Raw genomic sequence first — 1,100 nt, 5'->3', positions numbered from 1 at the left:
CGCGAAGGCGGGGTGCACTCGCTGGAGTTCTACACCGAACTGAAGAACATCTGCGTGAAGCTGTGAGGCAAGCATGAACCAGCCCGTACAGAGCCCGGAAATCGGCCGCGAGATCATCGCCGCCGGCTACCGTACCAACCTGCATGACCAGGGCGAAGGCTTTCCGGTCCTGCTGATCCACGGCTCCGGCCCCGGCGTCAGCGCCTGGGCCAACTGGCGCGGGATCATCCCGCAGCTGGCGCAGCACCGTCGGGTGATCGCCCCGGACATGCTCGGCTTCGGCTACAGCGAGCGTCCGGCCGATGCGCAGTACAGCCAGCAGCGCTGGGTCGAGCATGCCATCGGCGTGCTCGACGCCCTCGGCATCGCCCAGGCCGACATCGTCGGCAACTCGTTCGGCGGCGGCCTGGCGCTGGCCCTGGCCATCCGCCACCCCGAGCGGGTGCGCCGGCTGGTGCTGATGGGCAGCGTCGGCGTGTCCTTCCCGATCACCCAGGGACTGGAGACCGCCTGGGGCTACACCCCGTCGCTGGCCAACATGCGCCGACTGCTCGACCTGTTCGCCTACGACCGCAATCTGGTCAACGACGAACTGGCCGAGCTGCGCTACCAGGCCAGCATCCGCCCGGGCTTCCAGGAGTCGTTCGCCGCCATGTTCCCGCCGCCGCGCCAGCACGGCGTCGACGACCTGGCCAGCGACGAGGCCGGCATCCGCGCCCTGCCCCACGAGGCGCTGGTCATCCACGGTCGCGAGGACCAGATCATCCCGCTGGAAGCCTCGCTGACCCTCGCCCAGTGGCTGCCGCGCAGCCAGCTGCACGTCTTCGGCCAGTGCGGCCACTGGACCCAGATCGAACACGCCGGTCGTTTCGCCCGTCTGGTCGAGGACTTCCTCGCCGAGGCCGATGCCGCCACCCAACAGGAAAAATGCGCATGAACCAAGAACTGATCCAACAGCTCGGCGACGAGCTCTACCAGTCCATGCTGAGCCGCGAGACCGTGGCACCGCTGACCAGCCGCTACGACCTGACCATCGACGACGCCTACCAGATCTCCCTGCGCATGCTCGAGCGCCGTCTGGCCGCCGGCGAGCGCATCAT

General features: G+C 68.4%; 1 protein-coding gene and 1 pseudogene. Both read left to right on the top strand.

Annotation, left to right across the window (positions count from 1 at the left end; all coding sequences use genetic code 11):
• The first annotated feature begins 73 nt into the window (after positions 1-73).
• On the top strand, positions 74-937 hold the full coding sequence (locus tag BM297_RS21295; RefSeq protein WP_092435836.1) for an alpha/beta fold hydrolase: 864 nt from the start codon (positions 74-76) through the stop codon (positions 935-937).
• A pseudogene (locus BM297_RS21290) lies at positions 934-1,100 on the top strand (2-oxopent-4-enoate hydratase); the annotation flags it as partial. The gene BM297_RS21295 and the pseudogene BM297_RS21290, both read left to right, overlap by 4 nt.

The sequence above is a fragment of the Geopseudomonas sagittaria genome, from assembly GCF_900115715.1.
Taxonomy (GTDB): domain Bacteria; phylum Pseudomonadota; class Gammaproteobacteria; order Pseudomonadales; family Pseudomonadaceae; genus Geopseudomonas; species Geopseudomonas sagittaria.
Note: the sequence above shows the minus strand (reverse complement) of the source record. Positions and strands in the feature narration are given on the sequence as shown.

Coding starts and splice junctions, on each gene's coding strand:
- BM297_RS21295 (WP_092435836.1), top strand. CDS start 74: ATGAACCAGCCCGTACAGAGCCCGGAAATCGGCCGCGAGATCATCGCC.